Below are 22,472 nucleotides of genomic sequence, written 5' to 3'. Positions count from 1 at the left end.
GGAGAATGATGGAAATTAGGATTTATAGCCAGCCTAGTCAGGAAATCAAGGATCAGCTATTTGAGCTGGTTCAAAACTGCCACGTTACAGATGGGACCTATCGTCTTCCTTATCTGGATAATGCCTATAATTTTGATGCGGAAATGCCAGCCTTTTTTCTGGCAAATTTAGATCATCAAACGGTCGGTTTTTTATCAGTTTATGCGGATGAGCCAGGTCAGGCAGAAGTATCTGTCTATGTATTGCCCGACTATCGCAGACGAGGCATAGCGAACACTCTTTTGCAGGAATTTTCCAAAGTTGCAGAAAAATACGATCTATCCCAAATCGAATACATCAGTGAAGTCAAGTTTTTAGCAGACCATCCGACCTTTGCTGAGAAATTTGACTATGATTTGAAAGAAACGGAAATCTGGCTGGAGCAGGCGGCGGGGACTTTCCCTGAAGAAGAAAAAGAAGGCCTTGAGGTTTTGCTGGGCAAGAAAGAGATGGTTGCGGAGATTGCGGCTTTTCAGTCGCAGATTTTTGGAATGCTGATGGAGACTGCGCTTCACTATGCCAGTCAAGCGCTGGAGAGCCCAGATAGCCTGCTCTATGTCCTGAAAAAAGATGGTCAAATCGTGGCGTCCTGCTCAGTGGATACAAGTTTTGGTAGCAATTATCTGTTTGCCTTAGCTGTGGATCAGGCCTTTCAGGGACAGGGCTTAGGGAGTCACCTAGTCAGGTCTATCCTGAATGACCTTGCTAGCCGAAATGGACAAGTCTGTCAAATCGTCGTAGAAGCCCAGAATACAGGTGCCCTGAGGCTGTATGAAAGATTGGGCTTTAAACGAAAGTCGGAAACAGTTTATTTAAAGAGAAAATAAAAAGATTAGCCTTCAGAGTAAAGGGCTATGGAGGTCAGGAGATCTGTTTATGATAAAGAGAAAAGAGCCATTCTTAGTTCAGGCAGGATTGGTGCTAGGCTTACTAGCCTTGGGAAATTTAGTCGGCGATGTTAGTCAGTTCTTGCGTTATCTTTTGGCAAGTCTGGCATTCTTATTTTTCCTCTATCTAATGATGGGAATGCTGACGCACAGCAAGCAAGTCAAAGAGCAACTAGGTCAAGCGCTAGTGGCCTCGGTCTTCCCTACCTTTTTCATGCAGGGAATGGTGGCTTCGACTTATTTAAAGAGCTGGACTTTTTTGGGAAATTTTGCCCGAATTAGTGCGCAAGTGCTGTGGTGGCTCAGCTTTAGCGGGCTGGTTTTCTTGATGGTCTATTATATCCTGACCTTTGTCTTCCCTTTCAAGTGGGAGAACGTCTTTCCGGCTTGGACGGTCTTATTTGTCGGGATCGGTGTCGCTCCTCTGACAATTGCAGTTCCTCAACAGTTGGCTTTGGGGCAACTGGTCTTTTGGTATGGACTTTTAGCGACTATCTCGGTCTTGCCAATCGTCCTTTATAAGACTTATAAAATCGGCTTAGCAGAGAATGTTCGCCCGAATACAACAACGATTTGTGCGCCTATTTCCTTGATGACAGCGGCTTATGTGGCTACTTTTCCTCAGCCAAATCTTGTCTTGTTGAGTTTGCTCTTGATTTCAGGTCAATGCTTTTATGCCTTTATTTTGTGGCAACTTCCTCGTTTGCTCAATCGTCCTTTTTCAGCAGGTTTTTCTGCCTTTACCTTCCCTTTGGTCATTTCGGCTGTGGCTTTGAAGCAATCTTTAAACGTATTAGAATTAGGTTTAGCTGGGCAGATTCTGCTTGTTTTTGAAATTCTGATAGCTCTGCTTGTTGTCCTTTATGTTGCATTCTTATATCTAAAGGATATTTTTGGAAAGTAAAGATTTCTACGATTTTATGCTTTATATAGTAAGATTTGTAATAAGGGAAAAATGGGAGTTTCTCAAATTGCCTTATGTGATAGCCATTGTGAACAGTAGGATTTTGGGTGATAAATTGTGTAAAAAAGGAAAGGATAATGGCTGTTTCTGCGGTCATGAACTTTGAATCTTGTCCAGCCATCTCATCTATTGATAGGAAAAGAGTTTGGATCTCGTGCCCTGAAGCGGAAGCGCCAGCCATTTTTCAAAGAACTATGAAAAAATAGCAAGGTAGAAGCTTAGAACTGAACCGTTGCTTGGATAGAAGCTGTGTAGTAGAAGAGCACAAAAAATATATTTTGAAATAAACTCGACGGCTGTAGATGCAGTCGTTTTTATTTGGTGTCCTATCTCTCTTTGGCCAATATGCAATCTGCTAATGTGCTTGATTATGGTACAGGCGAAGTGAGTCTTGGCTAGTGATTTTTAAGCAATGATTGAACATTCGTTTGAAGTGAGGTGACATGGTGTGGTTCCACTTCAAACGAATATTTTTCTATCTTTATTCTAAGCAGAATCTAATTTTCTGCTGTAAAATAATTTGACAGTTCTTAAAATATTTGATATATTAAAATCAACATATTAACATAAAAAGAAAGGGATAGAAGGGTTTTACAGTATCCTGAAAAATTTAGGATAAATTGTAAACGCTTACTATCGGTGGTTGTCAAATGAATAGAGATTTATTTGATAAAAGATGTAAGTTTGGAATTCGCAAGCTAACGTTAGGTGTTTGCTCTGTTATGATTGGAGCGGTCTTGTTTGGGGCCAATCAAGTCTCTGCTGACGGTCTAGCAGAGACACCAACTGGCCCAGCAGGAGTAGTTGCGGTATCTCAACCAAGTGTGGCACCTCCTGCTACTGAAGTTACGGGAGAGGCAACATCTTCAGAGGTAAATGGGAAAGTAGAAAAAGAGGATAAGCCTGCAGCAGCAACTGCTACTGCACCAGTATCTACAGAAAATGCAGCTACACCCGCATCTCCATCAACAGATACAGGTACCACTTCAGAGAAACCTTCTGATGCAGCTGCTGAGACAGAAGAAACGGTTGAAAGAGACTATTATTCCCGTTCTTTAAAGAATGTCAAACCTGTCTTGGAAAAAGAAGACATCACGATTAACAAAACAGATCACCCTAAAGAAGACCTATCCAGCGAGCTTGATAAGGTGAAAAAATTAAAGAATGCAACGGTTCATTTGGAGTTTAAGCCAGATGCAAATTCGCCAAAGTTTTATAGTGTATTCTCTGCTTCTAGCTCCTCTCATGTCAACGAATACTTTACTCTTGCGGTCAATAATGGAACAGCAGTTGTCGAAGGTCGTGATCGCAATGGGCAGCAATTCTATGAAAATTATAACAATGCCCCTCTGAAAGTAACTGCGGGTCAATGGAACTCCATCACCTATACAGTAGGAAGACTAAATCCAGATTCTCCAGAAGGTCGCGTGCGCCTCTATGTCAATGGTGTCCTATCAAGAACCAGCTATCAGTCAGGAAAATTCTTGAGTGACATGCCGGATTTGACCAATATGCAGTTGGGCGCTACAGTACGTGGTAAGCAAAGCCATTGGCCAGGGACTTTTGCCGTTCGAAATCTAACTGTCTATGACCGTGCTCTTTCACCAGAGGAAGTAGCTCAGCGTAGCCAGATTTTCAAGCGGAAAGAACTTGAAGGACAGCTAGCTCCTGGTGCCTCCCTGAGTGAAAAGACAGATGTATTTGAGAGCGGAGCTGGCGGTCAGGCTAATAGTCAAGGAATTAAAAGCTATCGAATCCCAGCCTTGTTAAAGACTCAGAAAGGCACCCTGATTGCAGCTGCGGATCAGCGTCGCCTGCATGCGTCAGACTGGGGGGATATCGGTACAGTTATTCGCCGTAGTACAGATGGCGGTCAGACTTGGGGACCAGAAAAGACGATTGTCAATTTGCGCAATAATCCCAAAGCAACGGATCCGAATCAGGGCTCTCCTGTAACGATTGATGTGGCTATGGTTCAGGATAAAGACGGAACCATTCATGCCATCTATGATATGTTTACAGAAGGGCGGGCTGTTTTTGACCTGCCTGCTAAAAACGAAGAAGCTTATACAACGATTGATGGCAAGGTTTATCAGATTCTTTATCACGAAAATGGCCAAAAATATACAATTCGTGAAAATGGAACAGTCTATGATGCAAACGGTGCAGCGACAACCTATCGTGTAGTGGTCAATCCACAGGAAAAAGACTATCGAGATAAAGGTGACCTTTATGACGGAGACCGCCTGATTGATAATATTTATTTCACGACGAAGAAAGATTCGCCTTTCCGTGTCGCTCGGACTAGCTATCTATGGACATCAGTGAGTAAGGATGATGGACTGACTTGGTCTGCTCCGCATGATATCACTCCTATGGTCAAGAAAAACTGGATGAAGTTCTACGGGGTCGGTCCTGGTACAGGTATTCGCCTTCATACAGGCCCGTACAAAGGACGTTTGGTTATTCCGACTTATTCGACTAACGAATCTTCCCATTTACATGGTTCTCAGTCTTCTCGGGTTATCTATTCAGACGATAATGGACAAACTTGGCATTCTGGGGCAGCAGTCAACGATGGTCGCAGAGTGAATAATGCAGAGATTCAATCCAGCACCATGAATCATCCATCTGCTCAAAATACGGAAGCAACCGTTGTACAATTAGCAAACGGTCAGCTGAAAATGTTCATGCGTGGATTGACGCGAGACCTGCAGGTTGCAACCAGTGAAGATGGAGGTGCTACTTGGCTTCCTGAAGTGAAGCGATACAAAGATGTACCTGATGTCTATGTACAAATGTCAGCGATTAGTGCGGTCAAAGATGGACAAGAATATGTGATTTTGGCGAATGCCAGCGGACCTGGCAGAAATAATGGCCATGTTCGAGTTGCCAGAGTGGATCAGGCTGGCAATCTGACTTGGATTGCTCATCGGGAAATCAATAAAGGAAAATTTGCCTACAACTCTCTGCAACAAATCAATGATCAAGAGTTTGGCTTGCTTTATGAAGGAGCGGAAGGGAATAAAAATGACTATACTCTCTCCTTCAAGAAGTTTAACTGGGATTTCTTGCTGAAAAACAGTGTTTATCCGACAGAGGCTAAGGTAGTCAGCGCGAAAAACACAGAAGAAGGACTCGTTGCCCTACGTTTTGATCACGAAGTGCTTGTCAATGAAGCGCCAGTATTTGAGTTAGAAAACGGCAAGGAAGCTACCTTTGTCACCCAGGCGGACAGTAAGACGCTTTTGTTCTATGCGGATGATGATTCGGCTGGTCAGAAGATTACTAAGCTAAAATCAGGCAGCATCGAAAGTATTCATAATTTGGCTGTTTCTGTAATCGGAACGAGACTTCCAGCCGCAGGTTCGGCTCCAGAAGCAGTTACACCTTATATTGCACCGACACCAACAGTTCCAGATCCTGACTTAGTGGCAAGATTTGCAGCTAAGAAGACAGCTGAGTGGACTCCTGTAGGAACAACAGAGCAGCATGGAACAGTCACTACAGTTGAGAAGAACGGTGTCCGCTATAACCAGCTCTCCTCAAAATCTACTCATGATAACAATCAAAATCCAGCTCTCTTCCAGAAAGAAGGCTTGCAGGTAGATCAAGAAGGAAATGCTAGTGTCAACTTAACTTTTGTAGAAAATTCTGAAACAAACCATGGCCGCTTTGGTGTCTTTATGAAATATAAAGATACATCAAACAATGTCTTTGTCGGTTATGACAAAGAAGGCTGGTTCTGGGAATACAAAACGCCAGGAAATGGTAACAGCGCTTGGTATCGTCAGACTCGTGTACCAGCACCGAAAAAAGGTTCAACCAATAACTTGGTAGTAACCCTGAAGGCAGATGGTCAGCTCAATGCGACCAATAATGGCGAGCAACTCTTTAATACAGTGACGCTTCCAGCTGCAGTCAAGGAGAATCTCAAGAATGAGCGCAAGATTTTGGTCAAGGCAGGTACTTATCAGGGCACTGAACTGACTTCTGTTTTGATAAAGACAGATAACCAAGAAGGCATGACTCCAACTCAGCCGACAGGAGAAAAGGAAACAGGTCCTGCTGTAGATGACTCTAAAGTCACTTATGATAAGATTCACTCAGCAACGATGGAAGTGCTGATTGATAAGGCCTTCCCGCGTGTCAAGAGCTACACAGTCAACAAGCACATACTGACAGGTCAAGTCAAACAGCTGGATCAAGTCACCATCAACTCACATGCTATCAAGCCGAAAGTGACTTACCGCAAGGTTGATGAGCAGACAGCTGAGTATGATTTAGTCTTGAAGGATCCAGAGCATCTGATTGATGCAGAAATGACCGTTCGATTGAAAGTTGTAGATAACCAGCTGCACTTTGATGTGACAAGAATCGTCAACCATAACCAAGTCGAAGCTGGTAAACCAATCGATGATGTTAGAAAATTGATTTCTTCTATCAACTTTGCGGACAATGCGTTGGTATCTGTCTCTAGCGAGCAGGCTGGTGCTAAGTTTGATGGGGCGACCATGTCCAACAATACCCATGTCAGCGGAGATGACCATATCAATGTGACCAATCCGATGTCGGATTTGCGCAAGGGCTATATGTACGGATTTGTCTCAACAGACAAGCTGGCGGCTGGAGTTTGGAGTAACTCTCAAAACAGCTTTGGTGGCGGCTCAAACGACTTTACTCGCTTGACTGCTTACAAGCAAACAGTGGGTAAGGCTAACTATGTCGCAATCAAGAGCTCACCATGGCAATGGCAAAAAGAACATAAGGGAATCGTTTATCCAGATTATACTCTGGAATTGCCAAGTGCTAAGGTGGTCGTGATCGAAGATGCCAACAAGGATAACCAAGTGGACTGGCAGGATGCGGCTGTAGCTTATCGTCAAATCATGAACAACCCGCAAGGCTGGGAAAAGGTTAAAGACATCACCGCCTATCGAATTGCCATGAACTTTGGCTCTCAAGCTCAAAATCCATTCCTGATGACTCTGGATGGTATTAAGAAAATCAATCTTCATACCGATGGACTTGGCCAAGGTGTCCTCTTGAAGGGATATGGAAATGAAGGACATGACTCAGGTCACTTGAACTATGCAGATATTGGTAAACGAATCGGTGGAGTTGAAGACTTCAAGACCTTGATTGCTAGGGCTAAGGAATACGGTGCTCACATCGGTATCCACGTCAACGCATCAGAAACCTATCCAGAATCCAAATACTTCAAAGAAGAAATCCTACGTAAGAATCCTGACGGTAGCTATAGCTATGGCTGGAACTGGCTGGATCAAGGTATCAATATTGATGCTGCTTATGACCTCGCTCATGGCCGTCTCAAACGTTGGCAAGATTTGAAAGAAAAACTTGGCGAAGGATTAGACTTTATCTATGTCGATGTCTGGGGTAATGGTCAGTCAGGTGATAATGGGGCTTGGGCAACCCATGTCTTGGCAAAAGAAATCAACCAACAAGGCTGGCGCTTCACCATTGAGTGGGGACATGGTGGTGAGTATGACTCTACCTTCCAGCACTGGGCAGCTGACTTGACTTATGGTGGCTATACTAACAAGGGGATTAACAGCAACATCGTCCGCTTTATCCGCAATCACCAAAAAGATTCTTGGATTGGTGACTATCCGTCCTATGGCGGCGCAGCCAACTATCCACTTCTTGGCGGTTACAGCATGAAGGACTTTGAAGGCTGGCAAGGACGGAGTGACTATAATGGCTACGTGACCAATCTCTTTGCCCATGATGTCATGACCAAGTATTTCCAACACTTCACTGTCACAACATGGAAGAATGGTAATCCGGTTACCATGAATGATAATGGCGGCAGCTACAAGTGGACACCAGAAATGGAAATCGGTCTAACAGACAAGGATAACAATCAAGTTACTATTCGCCGTAAATCAAACGATGTGGCAAATCCAGGCTACCGTGAGAGAACAGTCACTCTTAACGGACGTGTAATTCAAGATGGCTCAGCTTATCTGGTGCCATGGAATTGGGATGCCAACGGTAAGAAGCTAGAAAAAGCTCAAGAAAAGATGTATTATTACAATACAAAAGCAGGTCATACAACTTGGACCCTGCCGAGTGATTGGAATGATAAGGTTTACCTCTATAAGCTGACCGACCAAGGTAAGGTTGAAGAGCAAGAGCTGACAGTGACGAATAATCAGCTGACGCTGGATCTTTTGGCAAATCAGCCATACGTTCTCTATCGTACAAGACAGGTCAACAAGGAAATGTCTTGGAGCGAAGGAATGCATATCTATGATCAAGGCTTCAACAGTGGCAAGCTGGATCATTGGACAATTACAGGCGACAAGTCTAAGGCTGAGATTGTCAAGTCACAGGGTGCCAATGATATGCTCCGTATTCAAAACAATACAAGTACTGTGACTCTGACTCAGAAATTAACGGGTCTCAAGCCAAATACTAAGTATGCTGCTTATGTCGGAGTGGATAATAGAAGTGATGCTAAGGCAAGTATCACAGTCCAATCAGGTGGCAAGACAATCACCAACTACACTCATAAGTCTATTGCTCAAAACTATGTGAAGGCCTATGCCCACAATACCAACCGCAGCAATGCGACAGTGGATAACACTAGCTATTTCCAAAATATGTATGTTTACTTCACGACTGGTGATGACGTGTCCAATGTGACCCTGACCCTGAGCCGTGAAGCAGGTGAAAAAGCAACTTACTTTGATGAAATTCGAGTCTTTGAGAATAATTCTACAATGTATGCCGGCGGTCATGATAACCAAAAAGGTGTCTTCAAACAAAACTTTGAAAATGTTGGTCAAGGAATCTTCCCATTTGTTATTGGTGGTGTCGAAGGTGTTGAAGACAACCGGACTCACTTGTCAGAGAAGAATGCACCATATACACAACGTGGCTGGAATGGTAAGAAGATTGATGATGTCATCGAGGGCGATTGGTCACTCAAGACTAATGGTCTGGTTAGCCGTCAACGCATGGTTTACCAAACCATCCCACAAAACTTCCGCTTTGAAGCAGGCAAGACTTATCGAGTAACCTTTGATTATGAAGCTGGTTCTGATGGTACATATGCCTTTGTGAGCGGTAATGGTGAAGTGACTTGGAAGCAAGCAGGAAACCAATGGACCAGTGATCTGGGTAATGCACAAGTGCACGAACTTCCAAACACTTGGAAAGGTTCTCAAAAAGCCAAAAGAGCGACCTTCCTCGTTACAGGAGCACCAGATGGCAATACTTGGATTGGTATCTATTCTACTGCTAGAGGTGGCAATACAAATGGCGATGCAGGCGGAGATGCAAACTTCCGTGGCTACAACGACTTTGTAATGGATCGTCTGCAAATTGAAGAAGTCGAGCTGACAGGTAAGATGCTGATTGACGAAGCAGTGAACAACTACCTGCCACTAGTTACCAGAACGAATTACACTACTGATTCTATGAATGCGCTGAAAGATGCGGTTTATAATCTGACTCAGCAGGATGATGACATCTCAGTTGATGCTGCTAGACAGGCAATCGCTGCAGTGGATCACCTCAAGGCTGCCTTGGTAGAGAAGAAGACTTCCCTCAAAGCAGCAGACTTTGAATCTCTGGAAGCTCCTGCACAGCCAGGAGAAGAGTTGGCTAAAGCCTTTGATGGTAACCGCTCTAGCCTATGGCATACACCGTGGTCAGGTGGTGGTGTAAATAAACCTGCTACTATGGTCTTGAGAGAACCAACTGATTTGACAGGTTTGACCTATGTGCCACGCTCTTCAGGCTCCAATGGTAATCTTAGAAATGTTACCTTGGTAGTGACGGACGAAGGAGGCCAAGAACACCGCTTCTCAGCCGATAATTGGCCAAATAATGCAGCAACTAAAACTATTGACTTTGGTCGGGTTATCAAGGCTAAGAAGATTGTCTTGACAGGCACTCAGACTTATGGCGATAGCGAAAATGAATACCAATCAGCAGCGGAACTAGTCTTTAATCTACCAACAACAAGCGAGGCTGCTCTGGACACAAGTGCTTATGATAAGGCTCTTGCGCGTGCTAAGACGTTGACAAGTCAGGCTAATCGTGAAGCAGTAGAAGAGTTCTTGCAGGTAGCTGCTTACGTAATAAATAACCACTTGTTAACTCCGACTCGCTTGGCAGAATTTACAACTTATCTCAATAGTTTAGAAGATATACCAACTACACCATCAGTTCACAAGACGACTCCAGACGAAGGTGTTAAGATTCCAGTAGTCGAGCAACCACGCTTGGATATTGTGACCGAAGCTCTACCGTTTAATACTGTTGAACGTGAAAACGCACAATTGCCTACGGGCGCACGAAAAGTTGTCCAAGAAGGCAAAGACGGCGAGAAGACTACACTTGTGGAAGTGACCATCGAAAATGGTCAAGAAACTGGCCGTGTGACTCGTGACAGCTTCGTTTCCAAAGCCCCAGTCGATCAGATTGTGGAAATTGGCAAGCCAGTTGAGCAAGTGACACCAGACGAAGACGTTCAAGCTCCAGTAGTTGAACAACCACGCTTGGATGTGGTAACTGAAGCTCTACCGTTCAACACCGTTGAGCGTGAAAATGCTCAATTGCCTAAGGGCATACGAAAAGTTGTCCAAGAAGGCAAGGACGGCGAGAAGACTACGCTCGTAGAAGTGACCATTGAAAATGGTCAAGAAACAGGCCGCACCACTCGTGACAGCTTCGTTTCTAAAGACCCAGTTGACAAGATTGTGGAAGTTGGCAAGCCAGTTGAGCAAGTAACACCAGCCGAAGGTGTTAAAAATCTGGTCGTGGAGCAGCCACGCTTAGATATCGTGACGGAAGCCCTACCGTTTAATACTGTTGAGCGTGAAAATGCACAATTGCCTAAAGGCACCCGAAAAGTTGTCCAAGAAGGCAAGGACGGTGAAAAGACTACGCTCGTAGAAGTAACGATTGAGAATGGTCAAGAAACCGGCCGTGTGACTCGCGACAGCTTCGTTTCTAAAGCCCCAGTCGATCAGATTGTGGAAGTTGGCAAACCAGTCGAGCAAGTCACCCCAGCGGAAGGTGTTAAGAATTTGGTTGTCGAGCAACCACGCTTGGATGTGGTAACTGAAGCTCTACCGTTTAATACTGTTGAACGTGAAAATGAACAATTACCTAAGGGTACCCGAAAAGTTGTCCAAGAAGGCAAGGCCGGCGAGAAGACCACACTTGTGGAAGTGACGATGGAGAATGGTCAAGAAACAGGCCCCACCACTCGCGATAGCTTTGTTTCCAAAGCTCCAGTTGACAAGATTGTGGAAGTTGGCAAGCCAGTTGAGCAAGTAACACCAGACCAAGGCGTTCAAGCTCCAGTAGTTGAACAACCGCGCTTGGATGTGGTGACTGAGGCCCTACCGTTTAATACTGTTGAACGTGAAAGTGCTCAACTGCCTACGGGCGCACGAAAAGTTGTCCAAGAAGGTAAGGACGGTGAAAAGACAACGCTCGTAGAAGTAACAATCGAAAATGGTCAAGAAACCGGCCGTGTGACACGTGACAGCTTCATTTCCAAAGACCCAGTTGATCAGATTGTAGAAGTTGGCAAACCAGTTGAGCAAGTCACCCCAGCAGAAGGCGTTAAGAATCTGGTCGTGGAGCAACCACGCTTGGATATTGTGACTGAAGCTCTACCGTTCAACACCGTTGAGCGTGAAAATGCACAATTGCCTAAGGGCGCGCGAAAAGTTGTCCAAGAAGGCAAGGACGGTGAGAAGACGATTCTGGTTGAAGTGACCATCGAAAATGGTCAAGAGACCAGCCGCACCACTCGTGACAGCTTCATTTCTAAAGCCCCAGTTGACAAGATTGTGGAAGTTGGCAAGCCAGTTGAGCAGGTGACCCCAGCAGAAAGCATTAAGAATCTTGTTGTCGAACAACCACGCTTGGATGTGGTGACTGAGACCCTACCGTTTACCACTGTTGAACGTGAAAATGCTCAATTGTCTAAGGGCATACGAAAAGTTGTCCAAGAAGGCAAGGATGGCGAGAAGACTACGCTCGTTGAAGTGACCATCGAAAATGGTCAAGAAACCGGCCGTGTGACTCGCGACAGCTTCGTTTCTAAAGATCCAGTTGATCAGATTGTGGAAGTGGGAACCAAGGAAGAACAGCCAACACACCCAAGCAAACCTGACGCGCCAGTTAAGCCAGTCACTCCAGCTAAACTAGGCCAAACAAATGAAGCAAGGGCCACTCTGCCAAATACAGGCACAGTAGCAGATTCTGCTTCCCTTATGGGTCTCTTGTTGGCATTGACAGGATTGTTCCTGATGAAGAAAAAGGAAAAATAAGAATTCTCGTAATTCAAGTCATGTTAATCTTCAAGTTGAATAATATAAGTTTGTGAATTTTTCCCAAGCTAAATAGTCTAAGGTGGGAAGAAACAAAAATGATGATTTTTGCTCTCTTCTCACCATTTTTATGTTTTATAGACTTAAGTTAGATTTGTGGTAGAATTCGCAAAGAAGGTATTTTTTCAACCAAAATCGAAAGCGCTTACTCTGATAAGAGGAGAAAAATAAAAACATGGATAAAAGATTTTTTGAAAAGAAATGTACATACAGCATTCGCAAGTATGCCGTAGGAGCTTGCTCGGTTCTGATAGGAGCTCTTCTATTTGGTTCTCAGTTGGCATCGGCAGCTGAGGTTGAGCCATCAAATTCAACCACGACTGTTAGCACGGTAGCAGATAGTGGGGAGAATCCTTCGGGGACGGTAGAAAAAGTAGAAGCGCTAACAGAACTGCCTGCTGAATTAGCAGATAAGTTAGCAAAAGCAGAGTCTGGGGAAAATGAAGCACCTGCTTCCAACAATAATGAAAACACTCATGAAGCACCTTCAGATACAGCTAATCCCAAGCCGGATCAGCCTGCTGCCAGTGCGGAAACCACTCATCCCCAACCAGCCCAGCCAGAACCGTCTGCACCAGCAAAAGAAGTGGTAAATACCCCTGATGTCAATCATTTATTGAATGCTCAGGTCAGAGCATCAAACCATGAGCAAAATACATCTAACACTGCTGACAAAGCGGTTGATGGAGACGACAGCAGCCGTTGGGCGACCGACCGAGATGCAGTAAATCCTCATCTGACGCTGACACTGGAGAAGACCACCTCCATCAAGCGACTGGAGATTGACTGGGACCGCAGAAAGAGAGCGGGCCAGCCTAATGACCCAAATGTGCAAGGTTGGAAACTCTACTATGCTACAGCAGAAGCTATCAATGAAGAAGAAGCTACTCGCAAATGGAAACTAGCCTACGAAAAAGATGGTCAACCTATCTTAGATGAAAGGGTTAATCTTGACACTCCGATTGAGGCTAAATATCTCAAGTTAGAAATCACCAAATACGCTGAGGGCAGCATGCGCTGGCGCAATGTCGGCATTCAAGAGTTACGGGCTTATTCCAATATTCCTGATCCAGCAAAAGTAACCAATCTTAACCAAGTAGAGTCGCTGACTCTAGCTCAAGATGGTCGCTCGCTAGTCATGCCTGAGTTACCAGGAGAAGTCAGCCTAGTCGGTAGCAATAAGAAAGGTGTGATTGACCTAAACAACAAAGTCTATCAGCCTCTAACAGCAGAAACGGTCAAAGTCTCTTTGCAACAAGTACATGAAGGCCAAACAGTGACCAAGGAATTTGAGATTCGAGTGCCTGGCCGCTATGCAGACGAAGGTGTGGGAGACAAGCCGAAAGTTGCTCCGACCGTTCAGCAATGGCATGGTGAAGAAGGGCGTTCATCCATTTTAGAAGACACAGTCCTATCTGTTGGAGACTCAGGCTTTGATAAGGCGGCTAATTTCTATGCTAATGACTTGATTTCAAGAGGCTTAGAGCTAGCAAAGGGAGATAACACAGCTGCACACCGGATTGAGTTTAAAAAAGTAACGGACAAAGGTTATGGTGAAGAAGGCTATGGCATTACCATTCAGGACAATGTCTTTACCATTGAAGCACAGACCAATAAAGGTGCCTTCTATGCCACTCGGACCCTGCTTCAAATGGGCCAAGAAAATATCCAAAATGGTGAAATTCGAGACTTCCCAAGTTTCAGCCACCGTGGCTTCATGCTAGACACTGGCCGCAAGTTTATTCCTTATGATGCGCTTGTGGACATCATGCTCAACATGGCCTACTACAAGATGAATGACTTGCAATTGCACTTGAATGATAACTATATCTTCCTCAAGGAGCACGTGGCAGGTAAAAATCTGACCAGAGAGCAAGAGCTAGAGTATGTGCTCAATCATGCAGATACAGGCTTCCGTTTACAGACAGATATTGTAGGTGACAATGGCGTAGCCTTGACCTCTAAACAGCATTATACCAAGGAAGAAATGCAAAAACTCATCGCCTTGGCAGATGAACTAGGAATCAATCTGGTACCGGAAATCGATACACCAGGGCATGCCTTGTCCTTTGTCAAGGTTCGTCCAGACTTGATGTATCAAGGTCAGCTCAGTCCGAATAAGCACAATGTAGAACGTGTTGCCATGCTGGATCTAGACAAGCATTATGACGAAACTCTGCGCTTTGTCAAATCTGTTTATGATAAATTGTTGGATGGCGATGATGCTCCGCTACGTGGTGTCAAAACCATTCATATCGGGACAGACGAATACTATGGCAACAACGAAAACTATCGCCGTTATGTCAACGATTTGATCACCTATATCAAAGGTAAGGGCTATACGCCACGGATTTGGGGCTCACTCAGCCGTAAGAGCGGCCAGACACCAGTTGATCTAAAGGATGTCGAAGTGGATATCTGGAGTTTGGGCTGGCAGCAACCGCAAGCAGCCTTGAAGGCCGGCGCTAAAATTATCAATATTACCGATGTTCCGACCTACAGTGTGCCAAATGGTAATAATCAGCAAGGAGCTTACGGAGACTATTCATCTTATGAGCACCAATACAATCGCTGGACGCCAAATGACTTCACGACAGCAGGAAATGGTCCAAAACTAGCAGCTTCCAACCCTCATATCTTGGGTGGTGGACATGCGGTTTGGAATGATAATATTGATCTCCATGAAACAGGCATGACTTCTTATGATATATTCAAGCGCTTCTTTGAAGCAACAAGGGTCACTGCTGAAAAAACTTGGGGTTCCGACCGTACTGCTAGCAGCTTTGCTCACCGTACCTTGCCACGTCCAGAATATGTCTATGCACCAGATAGCAATCCAGAGTATAAGATTGATGATGCAGAGACTTATGACATCAATCCTAAGACTATCAAGCGCTATGATGCAAGCAATGTTACAAAGACTGATCAAGGTCTGGTCTTTAACAAAGAAAGCAAGATTGAAAATGCTATCGGCAATATCGGTCCAAGTCATGTCCTAAAAGTCAATGTGACGGTCACAGGAGACGGTGTTCAAGAGTTAGCTTCCAGTGAAGGAAACAAGCTCTACTTGTCTGATGAGTCAGGAAAAGTCGCTTATCAGTTTGAGCAACACCATATTCAATTTGACAAGAGTCTGGAAAAAGGCAAACGCTATGAACTCGTCTTTGTCACCAAGCCTCAGTCAACGGAGCTCTATGTCAATGGCGAGAAGATAAATCGTCTTGCCAACCCAGCCCATCCAAGATTAGCTCACACCAGTCTTGTCCTACCTCTTGAGAAAATCGGCGGTTTTGAAGGTACCTTGCATAGCCTGAGCTTGTCTGATAAGCCTTTTGTCAATCCACGTTTGATTGCACAAGACCAGCTTGCCCGTGTGGAAGCAAGTAGTGAGCAGTTACCAGGAAACTCTACAGAAGGAGCAATCGCTAAGGCTTTTGATGGCAATCCTGCGACTTTCTGGCATTCACATTGGACGAAGAAGGATCCGTCTTATACGGTTACTATGACCTTGAAGCAGACGACGGCTGTGAATGCGCTGACTTATCTCCCTCGCCCAGGCGGTGGAAATGGTCTTGCGACCCAGTACGAAGTCTATGCTAAAAAAGCTGGACAATTGGTCAAAGTAGCAGAAGGAACTTGGGCTAATAATACAGCTGAAAAGATCGCAAACTTTGAAGCTGTAGAAACGGACACGATTCAGTTGAAGATTTTACAAGGAGTGGAAGGATATGCTAGTGCAGCGGAAATCAATCTTTTGAAACCGATCGCAGCATCAGATGAGCCAGCTACACCTCCAGCACCAAAACCAGATCCAAAACCAGAAACTCCAGCACCGAAAGATGATGGAACTGTTGAGTTGGAAGATACCTTTGTCGCTAAAAAACCAGCAGACCCAAGTGCAGTCGAATCTGCTTTGAGAAGCCAAGACTATCTCAAAAAACAATACAAGGTATTCCCGACTCCTCATAAGGTTACTTATGGAAATGGCTTGGTGCGTCTGGACCAAAAAGTCCATTTAGTGATCGGTGAGCAGGTTGATATTTACACCCGCAATCGTCTCAAATCGATTTTGCAGAACAGCAATATTTCCTATACTACTGGTAAGACAGCAGAAGCAGGCGCAACCAATATCTATCTGGGAGTTCATCAGACTGGCTCAAAAGCAGAAGAAGCACAGAGTGCAGAGTCTGTGAATCAGGGCCTCTTTGATAAGATTGATGCTTATTCATTGGTTATCAAAGGCCAGCAAATTTCCATCGTCGGAAAAGATACAGATGCTGTCTTCTACGGACTGACAACGCTTAAGCATATGCTCAATGAGAGCCCTGCTCCAGTTCTGCGTGAGGTCAATGTAGAAGACTATGCTGATGTGAAGAATCGTGGCTTTATTGAAGGCTATTATGGTAACCCATGGTCCAACGAAGATCGTGCGGCCTTGATGCGCTACGGTGGTGATTTGAAACTGACCCAGTACTTCTTTGCGCCAAAAGATGACCCATATCACAACAGCAAGTGGAGAGAACTTTATCCAAAAGAAAAACTAGAAGAAATCCGTCAGCTGGCTAAAGTGGGTAATGAAAATAAAACTCGCTATGTCTGGACTATTCATCCATTTATGAACAGTCGCATTCGCTTCCAAAATGAGACGGTTTACCAAGAAGACTTGAATGCAATCAAGGCTAAATTTACCCAGTTACTGGACGTCGGCGTTCGTGAGTTTGGTATCCTTGCGGATGATGCAGCTCAGCCTTATGGTGGATACGAAAGTTATAATCGCTTGATGAAGGACATGACTGATTGGCTGACTGAAAAGCAAGCGACTTATTCAGGCTTGAAGAAAGAGATGATTTTTGTTCCGAGTCAATATTGGGGCAATGGTCGAGAAGACGAGTTACGTTCACTAAACCGAAATCTTCCGCAAAGCAGTATTATGACTCTGACAGGGGGTAAGATTTGGGGAGAAGTTTCTGAAAACTTCTTGACTCAACTGAAGAGAAACTTGGAAGCTTCTGGTCAACCTTATCGTCCAGTTCAGCTCTGGATTAACTGGCCATGTACGGATAATTCCAAACAGCACCTCATCTTAGGCGGCGGTGAGAAATTCCTCCACCCTGGTGTGGATCCAAGCCTAATCGGTGGGGTCATGCTCAATCCGATGCAGCAATCAGAACCTTCTAAAATTGCGCTCTTCTCAGCAGCAGAGTATAGCTGGAATATATGGAAAAATGAGGCTGAAGCCAAAGCTGTCAACGATATAGCTTTCAACTTTGCAGAAACAGGCCGCTTTACAGAGACCAAAGAATCTGCTGCCTTCCGCGAGCTTGGTAAGCACATGATTAACCAGCATATGGATACTCGTGTTGTGAAGCTAGAAGAATCTGTCGAACTGGCTCCGAAATTGACTAGCTTTATGACCAAGCTGAAAGCAGGCCAAGATGTCACAGCTGAGCGGAAAGAATTGAAGGCAGAATTTGCTAAATTAAAAGCAGCAGCTGAGACTTATAAAGCATCAGGCCATGAACGGATGCGCGAGCAGATTAAATACTGGCTTGACAATACTATTGACCAAATGAACGCTCTAGATGCTCTCTTGACAGCCACTGAATCTATTGGTGGTAAAAATGCTGATGGACTCTGGAATAATTACTACAAGGGCTTGAAAGCTTATGAGCAATCTAAGAAACATTCCTTCTGGTATGTCGATCACAATGAAAATGCTGAGCTTGGTGTACAACATATCCGTCCATTTATCCTCAACCTAAAAGAATACCTAGCGAAGGAAATCGAAAAAGAACTGAATCCAGATAAAGTCGTAACGACTTTTATTACCAACCGTACAGGTGCCGAAGGCGACTTGACTCAAGTGCTGGACGGAGACCTATCAACTCAGATTATCTTTAAGACTCCGACCCGAATTAGCACTGGTGATTATGTTGGGCTTCAGTTCAATAAGGCTGTTTCTATCAAGAAATTGAGCTTTGCCATGGGAGCTGTCAGCAATCCGAAAGACACCTTTAACAAGGCGAAGATTGAATACCTAAATGAAGCTGGTGAATGGACAGCCCTTCCTCAAGGTAGCTATGTCGGAAATGAGTCTGAAATTACACTAGAGAATCTTGACATCAAGGCTAAGGGCGTTCGGATGGTAGCGACAGAAGACCGAGACAATACTTGGTTTGCTGTCCGTGAAATCGCGGTGAACCGTCCTCTTGAAAATGCCAAGAAGAAGGCTGGCAGCATTAGCATCAGTTCAAATCTGGTCTATAAGCTCAATACAACGGCTGCTAAGATGACAGATAATAGTGACAGCTCAGAAGCAATGCTGGCAAGTTCTTCAACGGCAAACGGCGAACGCGATACAACACCAGTAGATGCTTGGGTGCAGCTGGATCTTGGTTCACAACAAACAGTTAAGAAGATTCGTTTGGTACAAGGTGTGACAGATAAGCTGGCAGCGGGTGTCATTGAAGTCTCTAAAGATGGTCAAAATTGGACGACAGTAGCCAACTTGACTGGTGAGCAAAGCAAAGAAGTTGAAACCAATCAGAATATCCGTTATGTACGCGCGAGAAATACGCAAAAGACCAATTTCTGGTGGCGCATTGGTAACTTCTCTGTCGAATCAGAGACTGGAACAGACCAATACACAGACACTAATGTGGAACAGCTCAAGGCTACCAAGGTAAATGAAAAACTGGGACGCTACGAAATGCAGATTCCGGCTGGTACAGCTCTAGCTGCTGGACAATATCTTGGAATGAAGTTGGATCGTCTCCATGAAATTGAGGATTTAAAACTGGGTGAAAATGCTAATCAAGCACTCCAGCTCCGCTATTCTCCAAATGGAGTAGAATGGTATAGTGCAGCTGATCTGAAAGAGCACCAGCTCGTCCGCTATGTACGCCTTGAAAACAAGATGGATCAGGAACAGGTAATCGGAACTACTTCCTTGCTCTTGACTACTAAGGAAATTCAACCAACATCAATTGAGTCTACCAGCATGGGTATCGATCCTAACTATGGTAGCGGAGACGTCCGGAAAGCGAGAAACCTAGATCAACTCTTTGACGGTGACCTCAACACCTATGTTGAATTTTCTGATTATCCACAAACCGATGGTCATATGACTCTCAATCTTGGGGCAACCCGTCAAATTAAGAAGATTCGAGCCTACATCAAAGATGGTACACAGAACTATCTCCGTGATGGAAAAATTCAAGTTAGTGCGGATGGTAAGACTTGGACAGATGTGGTTTCGGTGGGTGACGGTCAGGAAAATCCAGCACGTGATGATTCCTTGACGGATGGCTGGACGCATGATTCACAGCGACCTGGTAATCGCTATATTGAGGGAGAATTGCCGGCAGCAACTGCAGCTAAATATCTAAGAGTATTCTATACAGCACCTTATCGCCATCGCTTTGTCGGCTTTACAGAACTGGTCATCAACGACGGAGAATATACTAAGTCGGTCAACAACCCAACTGTAGAGGGTACCGGTACAGAAAGCAAGTCATCTGAAAAGAATAATATAGCAGATGGCAATATTCTCAGCAGCTACAAGACGACTCAAGATAGCGGTGAGTTGATTTACCATCTATCTGAAAAGACAGAATCCAACCACATTCGCCTGATTTCAGATGTTCCAGCAGGAAGCACAGCGCATGTCTGGGCAAGAACTGTATCTAAAGACGGTCAAACAGCATGGCAAGACTTGGGGGCAGTTACCACAAGTTTCCAAACCTTCCAGCTTGCCAATAGTGTACACTTGCTCGATGTTAAGCTGACATGGGAAGGCGGACGACCAGAGTTCTATGAAATCTCCACCTACCATGCGGAGGTAAGTGACACTCCAACATCTCCAGTTCACAAGACGACTCCAGATGAAGGTGTTAAGATTCCAGTAGTTGAACAACCACGCTTGGATGTGGTAACTGAAGCTCTACCGTTCAACACCGTTGAGCGTGAAAATGCTCAATTGCCTAAGGGCACACGAAAAGTTGTCCAAGAAGGCAAGGACGGCGAGAAGACTACGCTCGTAGAAGTGACCATTGAAAATGGTCAAGAAACAGGCCGCACCACTCGTGACAGCTTCGTTTCTAAAGACCCAGTTGACAAGATTGTGGAAGTTGGCAAGCCAGTTGAACAGGTGACACCAACTGAAGGCGTTAAGAATTTGGTTGTGGAGCAACCACGCTTGGATATCGCCACTGAGGCTCTACCGTTTAATACTGTTGAACGTGAAAATGCACAATTGCCTAAGGGTACTCGAAAAGTTGTCCAAGAAGGCAAGGCCGGTGAGAAGACGATTCTGGTTGAAGTCACAATCGAGAACGGACAAGAAACCGGCCGCACCACTCGTGACAGCTTCGTTTCTAAAGACCTAGTTGACAAGATTGTGGAAGTTGGCAAGCCAGTTGAGCAGGTGACACCAGCAGAAGGCGTTCAAGTTCCAGTAGTAGAACAACCGCGCTTGGATATTGTGACTGAAGCTCTACCGTTCAACACCGTTGAGCGTGAAAATGCTCAATTGCCTAAAGGCACACGAAAAGTCGTCCAAGAAGGCAAGGCCGGTGAAAAGACTACGCTCGTAGAAGTAACGATTGAGAATGGTCAAGAAACCGGCCGTGTGACTCGCGACAGCTTCGTTTCCAAAGACCCAGTTGACAAGATTGTAGAAATTGGCAAACCAGTTGAGCAAGTCACTCCAGATGAAGGGGTTCAAGCTCCAACAGTTGAACAACCGCGCTTGGATATCGTGACGGAAGCTCTATCGTTTAATACCGTTGAACGCGAAAATACTCAATTGCCTAAAGGCACACGAAAAGTTGTCCAAGAAGGCAAGGACGGTGAGAAGACTACGCTGGTTGAAGTGACCATCGAAAATGGTCAAGAAACTGGACGTGTGACTCGCGATAGCTTGGTTTCTAAAGACCCAGTGGCTCAGATCGTGGAAGTTGGCAAGCCAGTTGAGCAGGTGACACCAGCAGAAGGCGTTCAAGTTCCAGTAGTAGAACAACCGCGCTTGGATATTGTGACTGAAGCTCTACCGTTCAACACCGTTGAGCGTGAAAATGCTCAATTGCCTAAGGGCACCCGAAAAGTTGTCCAAGAAGGCAAGGACGGCGAGAAGACTACGCTCGTAGAAGTGACCATTGAAAATGGTCAAGAAACAGGCCGCACCACTCGTGACAGCTTCGTTTCTAAAGACCCAGTTGACAAGATTGTGGAAGTTGGCAAGCCAGTTGAACAGGTGACACCAACTGAAGGTGTTAAAAATCTGGTTGTGGAGCAGCCACGCTTGGATATCGTGACTGAAGCTCTACCGTTTAATACTGTTGAACGTGAAAATGCTCAATTGCCTAAAGGTACACGAAAAGTTGTCCAAGAAGGTAAGGCTGGTGAGAAGACCACTCTCGTTGAAGTGACGCTTGAGAATGGTCAAGAAACCGGCCGTGTGACTCGCGACAGCTTCGTTTCTAAAGCCCCAGTCGATCAGATTGTGGAAGTTGGCAAGCCAGTTGAACAGGTGACACCAGCGGAAGGCGTCAAGAATCTTGTCGTCGAACAACCGCGCTTGGATATCGTGACCGAAGCTCTACCGTTCAACACCGTTGAGCGTGAAAATGCTCAATTGCCTAAGGGTACTCGAAAAGTTGTCCAAGAAGGCAAGGACGGTGAGAAGATTACGCTCGTTGAAGTGACCATCGAAAATGGTCAAGAGACCAGCCGTGTGACTCGCGACAGCTTTGTTTCCAAAGATCCAGTCAATCAGATTGTGGAAGTGGGAACCAAGGAAGAACAGCCAACGCAGCCAAGCAAAACTGCTGCGCCAGTTAAGCCAGGCACTCCAGCTAAGCTAGGCCAGACAAATGAAGCAAGGGCCACTTTGCCAAATACAGGAACAGCAGCAGATTCTGCTTCCCTTATGGGTCTCTTGCTGGCATTGACAGGATTGTTCCTGATGAAGAAAAAGGAAAACGGTGAAAACTAAATGTTCCCGACAAAAGAGCTAGTGCATAGAAATTGACTTTCGTACTAGTCATTTGAAGGCGGAAAATGACATCACAAACGATTTAGTGTGAGTTGTATTCCGCCTATTTTATAATCATAAATCTAATTTAGGGACTATAGATTTGTTTGCATACATATAGAGTATGGTTGTTAAATTTATAAAAAAATGTTTTCAATTACTATATA

The 22,472-nt window shown here is 44.9% G+C and carries 4 protein-coding genes and 3 pseudogenes; all 7 read left to right on the top strand.

All coding sequences use genetic code 11. The features are described from left to right. Positions 1-8 precede the first annotated feature (8 nt). The 7 genes and pseudogenes from FZ952_RS00480 to FZ952_RS11670 all read left to right on the top strand — a co-directional run bounded on the left by FZ952_RS00480 (position 9) and on the right by FZ952_RS11670 (position 22,266). Entirely contained in the window at positions 9-866 is an 858-nt protein-coding gene (locus tag FZ952_RS00480; RefSeq protein ID WP_148880358.1) for a GNAT family N-acetyltransferase, read from the top strand. Between the two features lie 49 nt (positions 867-915). Then, on the top strand, positions 916-1,830 hold the full coding sequence (locus FZ952_RS00475; protein WP_148880189.1) for a TDT family transporter: 915 nt from the start codon (positions 916-918) through the stop codon (positions 1,828-1,830). Positions 1,831-2,540: 710 nt separating this feature from the next. Next, a pseudogene (locus FZ952_RS11920) lies at positions 2,541-4,865 on the top strand (sialidase domain-containing protein); the annotation flags it as partial. 480 nt (positions 4,866-5,345) lie between these two features. Next, positions 5,346-10,433: pseudogene (locus FZ952_RS11915) on the top strand (SpGH101 family endo-alpha-N-acetylgalactosaminidase); the annotation flags it as partial. Next, positions 10,431-12,212, top strand: coding sequence for a G5 domain-containing protein (locus FZ952_RS11910; RefSeq protein ID WP_410468279.1), 1,782 nt, complete (start codon positions 10,431-10,433; stop codon positions 12,210-12,212). The pseudogene FZ952_RS11915 and the gene FZ952_RS11910, both read left to right, overlap by 3 nt. Positions 12,213-12,447: 235 nt before the next feature. Further along, a pseudogene (locus FZ952_RS00440) lies at positions 12,448-20,394 on the top strand (beta-N-acetylglucosaminidase domain-containing protein); the annotation flags it as partial. Then, a complete protein-coding gene (locus tag FZ952_RS11670) occupies positions 20,395-22,266 on the top strand; it encodes a G5 domain-containing protein (RefSeq protein WP_410468278.1) in 1,872 nt (623 codons plus the stop codon). Positions 22,267-22,472 lie beyond the last annotated feature (206 nt).

This window comes from Streptococcus sp. Marseille-P7376 (genome assembly GCF_902460385.1).
Taxonomy (GTDB): domain Bacteria; phylum Bacillota; class Bacilli; order Lactobacillales; family Streptococcaceae; genus Streptococcus; species Streptococcus sinensis.
The sequence above is the reverse complement of the archived record's forward strand: the minus strand, read 5'-3'. Positions and strand labels throughout refer to the sequence as shown.